General features: G+C 57.5%; 3 protein-coding genes. 1 reads left to right on the plus strand and 2 read right to left on the minus strand.

What is annotated here, in order from left to right; genetic code table 11:
• Nucleotides 1-544: sigma-70 domain-containing protein (locus tag AC1DRJ_RS20505; protein WP_477803752.1), on the plus strand; the 544-nt coding region annotated here is incomplete at its 5' end.
• A gap of 471 nt (nucleotides 545-1,015) precedes the next feature.
• Here AC1DRJ_RS20505 and fdxA read toward each other — a convergent pair.
• Both fdxA and mutS read right to left on the minus strand, forming a co-directional pair.
• Nucleotides 1,016-1,339 carry a ferredoxin FdxA gene (gene fdxA / locus AC1DRJ_RS20510; RefSeq protein WP_140666315.1) on the minus strand — a complete coding sequence of 108 codons (324 nt, stop codon included), beginning with the start codon at nucleotides 1,337-1,339 and terminating at the stop codon, nucleotides 1,016-1,018.
• Nucleotides 1,340-1,481: 142 nt separating this feature from the next.
• A complete protein-coding gene (gene mutS, locus AC1DRJ_RS20515) occupies nucleotides 1,482-4,049 on the minus strand; it encodes a DNA mismatch repair protein MutS (protein ID WP_477803753.1) in 2,568 nt (855 codons plus the stop codon).
• Nucleotides 4,050-4,110: the final 61 nt, after the last annotated feature.

Genomic DNA, 4,110 nt, shown 5'->3' on the forward strand with positions numbered 1-4,110 from the left:
GATTCGTCAAACCATCGAGCGCGCGATAATGAATCAGACCCGGACCATCCGGCTGCCGATTCATGTGGTCAAGGAGCTTAACGTGTACCTTCGGGCTGCACGGGAGTTGACGCAAAAACTCGATCACGAACCTTCACCCGAAGAAATTGCCAACCTGCTGGAAAAACCGGTGGCAGAGGTCAAGCGCATGCTCGGCTTGAATGAGCGGGTTTCTTCGGTCGACGTCTCGCTGGGTCCGGATTCGGATAAAACCCTGCTTGACACCCTGACTGATGACCGTCCAACCGACCCCTGTGAGCTGCTTCAGGATGACGACTTGTCCCAAAGTATCGATCAATGGCTGTCGGAGTTGACGGACAAACAACGCGAAGTGGTAATACGCCGCTTCGGCTTGCGCGGACACGAGAGCAGCACGCTTGAAGACGTAGGCCTGGAAATCGGCCTGACCCGGGAACGGGTCAGACAGATTCAGGTGGAAGGCCTGAAGCGTCTTCGGGAGATACTCGAGAAGAACGGCCTGTCGAGCGAGTCGCTGTTTCAATAAGCGACAGGCTTAACCGGCAGTAAAAAACCCCGCTCGGTTCGGGGTTTTTTATTGCCTGTAAGATGAGTGAGGCTTTCCGGAGGTTTGTAGTCTTGCGCTGTAAGTCTTCGCTTACTCTTTCGTAAGTGTTTACTATTTTTACAGGGGTTAGTCGTACATTTTCCTACACTGTCACATGCTATCTATATGATTTATATGCTTATTTTGTTTTATTAAAAGCATGTGACAACAGTTTTTGAGGATGGCGGGCAATTGCTCTTGGTAGGGAATTCTCTAGTATTTGAACGGTGTCGACGGACAGACACACCCTTCAAGGATGAGGGGAAGGGACATCGCGGGATGCGATTCATCAGGACGATGAAAAGGAACACAGGGAATAGGGAAAAAATGTGGGCGGGTCAAACCGCCCCTTTTTTTGCCTCAAGAAAAGCAAAAAGGCCCGCTAGGGCCTTTTCGGTAACGCGCGGAAAATCAGCGTTCGAGGTCTTTGATCTTGCCTTTGACGCCATCCCACTCTTCAGCGTCTGGCATCGATTCTTTCTTCTCAGTGATGTTGGGCCAGATTTCGGCCAGCTCAACGTTCAGCTGAATGAATTCCTGCATTTCTGCCGGCACTTCATCTTCAGAGAAGATGGCCACGGCAGGGCATTCTGGTTCGCACAGTGCGCAGTCGATGCACTCATCCGGGTGAATCACCAGGAAGTTCGGGCCTTCGTAAAAGCAGTCCACCGGACACACTTCTACGCAGTCGGTGTACTTGCACTTGATGCAGTTGTCGGTGACGACGAAGGTCATTTCTAATTTTCTCCTCAGGCGGCGGCAGCGGAGCCCCTTCACGTTGGGGTCGCCAGGTTTGGGAGCGATAGTCTGCTGGCCAGGCTATTAGCCAGCAGCATCCCAAACCGCGCGAGATTCTAACAGCTTGTAGGCAAGTGCGTTAGATCCGGTTCTTCAGTGCATAGAGCATTTCGAGCGCACGACGTGGCGTCATGTCGTCCAGATCCAGTTTGGCCAGGTCATCCAGCACTGGATGCGGCAGGCTGGCGAACATATCGCTTTGCTGCGGCGCGGCCGGTTTGCCCTTCGCAGGCACAGGAACTTCATGGGGCAGGGCAGTGGCTTCCAGTCGCCCGAGATGCTCACGCGCACGCACGATCACTTCGCTTGGCACGCCGGCCAATTGCGCCACAGCCAGGCCGTAGCTCTGGCTGGCAGGCCCGGGCAGCACGTGGTGCAGGAACACGATGCGCTCGTTGTGCTCGGTGGCATTGAGGTGAACGTTTGCCACCAGCGGTTGCGCCTCCGGTAGCACCGTGAGCTCAAAGTAGTGGGTGGCGAACAGCGTATAGGCGCGCAGATGTGCCAGCCGTTCGGCAGCGGCCCAGGCCAGGGACAAACCATCGAAGGTGCTGGTGCCGCGGCCAACTTCGTCCATCAGCACCAGGCTGCGTTCGGTAGCGTTGTGCAAAATGTTCGCGGTTTCGCTCATTTCAACCATGAAGGTCGAACGACCGCCCGCCAGGTCATCGCTGGAACCGATCCGGGTGAAAATCCGGTCTACCAGAGAGAGTTCGCAACTGGCCGCCGGCACGAAGCTGCCGATATGCGCGAGCAAAACGATCAGCGCGGTCTGACGCATATAGGTGGATTTACCGCCCATGTTCGGGCCGGTGATAACCAGCATCCGGGTGCTATCGTCTAGGCTCAGGTCGTTGGCCACGAACGGCGTGCTCAGTACTTGCTCGACCACTGGGTGGCGGCCCTGAGTGATGCGCATGCAGGGCTCGCTGACGAAACGCGGGCAATTCAAGTCGAGGTTCAGGGCGCGTTCGGCCAGATTGCTCAAAACGTCCAGCTCGGCCAGCGCGGCGGCGGTGTCCTGCAGTGGCGGCAATTGGCTGATCAGGTCTTCAAGCAGCGCTTCGTAGAGCATTTTCTCGCGGGCCAGCGCACGGCTCTTGGCCGACAGTGCCTTGTCTTCGAATGCCTTGAGTTCCGGGGTGATGAAGCGCTCGGCACCTTTCAACGTCTGGCGGCGGATGTAGTCTGCCGGCGCGGATTCAGCCTGCTTGCTCGGCAACTCGATGAAGTAACCATGAATGCGGTTGTACCCGACCTTCAGGTGCGACAGACCGGTGCGCGCTTTTTCGCGAGCTTCCAAATCAATCAGGAACTGCCCGGCGTTTTCGCTGAGCGATTGCAGATCGTCGAGTTCGCTGTCGTAACCGGTTTTCAGTACGCCGCCATCGCGGATCACCGCCGGCGGATTGTCGATAATGGCTTTTTCCAGCAGTGCAGCCAGTTCCGGATAGGTGCTGGTGACCTTGGCCAGTTGAATGATGTGCGGCGCTTCAAGGTCAGTCATCGCCACTTGCAACTCAGGCAATGCACCCAGCGCATCGCGCAAACGAGCGAGGTCGCGAGGGCGGGCGTTGCGCAGGCCGATCCGCGCCAGAATCCGCTCGATGTCGCCGATTTCCTTGAGCTGTGGTTGCAGTTTCTCGAAGTGGTAGCCGTCGAGCAGGCACGTGATCGAAGTCTGGCGCGCCAGCAATACGGTCAGATCCCGTAGCGGACGGTTCAACCAACGGGTCAGCAAGCGGCTGCCCATGGCGGTCTGGCAGCGATCGACCACCGATTGCAGGGTGTTGTCGCGACCACCGGCCAGGTTGGTGTCCAGTTCCAGGTTGCGACGGCTGGCGCCATCCAGCACCACGGTGTCATCCAGGCGCTCATGACGCAGGCTGCGCAGGTGCGGCAGGGCGGTGCGCTGGGTTTCCTTGGCGTAGCTGAGCAGGCAACCAGCCGCACCGATGGCAAGGGTCAGGTTCTCGCAGCCAAAGCCTTTCAGGTCCTGGGTAGAAAATTGCTGGCAAAGACTTTTCAACGCCGAGTCGCGCTCAAAATCCCACGGCGCACGGCGACGAACCCCACGACGTTTCTCCGCCGGCAGGTCCTTTGGCCAGTCATCCGGGATCATCAGCTCGACCGGATTGACCCGCTCCAGTTCCGCCAGCAGGTTTTCCCAGCCCTTGATTTCCAGCACCGTGAAGTTGCCGCTGGTGATGTCGAGCACGGCCAGGCCGAACAATCGCTCGTCGCCCAGTACCGCTGCAATCAGGTTGTCCCGGCGCTCATCCAGCAGCGCTTCATCACTGACTGTGCCGGGCGTGATGATCCGCACTACCTGACGATCCACCGGGCCTTTGCTGGTCGCCGGATCACCCACCTGCTCACAAATCACCACCGACTCGCCGAGCTTGACCAGTTTCGCCAAGTAACCTTCTGCCGCATGGTAAGGAATCCCACACATGGGAATCGCCTGACCCGCCGACTGCCCACGAGCAGTCAGGGTGATGTCGAGCAACTTGGCGGCTTTCTTCGCGTCTTCATAGAAGATCTCGTAGAAATCGCCCATGCGGTAGAACATCAGCTGGTCAGGGTGCTGGTTCTTCAGGCGCCAGTACTGCTGCATCATTGGCGTGTGGGAAGACAGATCGGAGATGGCTTTATTCATCGGAAGTTCAGGAAAACTCGTTGAAAGGTGTAGGACAAAGGAGGGGCAT

The sequence above is a fragment of the Pseudomonas sp. P5_B2 genome, assembly GCF_056400445.1.

Coding starts and splice junctions, on each gene's coding strand:
- fdxA (WP_140666315.1), bottom strand. CDS start 1,339: ATGACCTTCGTCGTCACCGACAACTGCATCAAGTGCAAGTACACCGAC.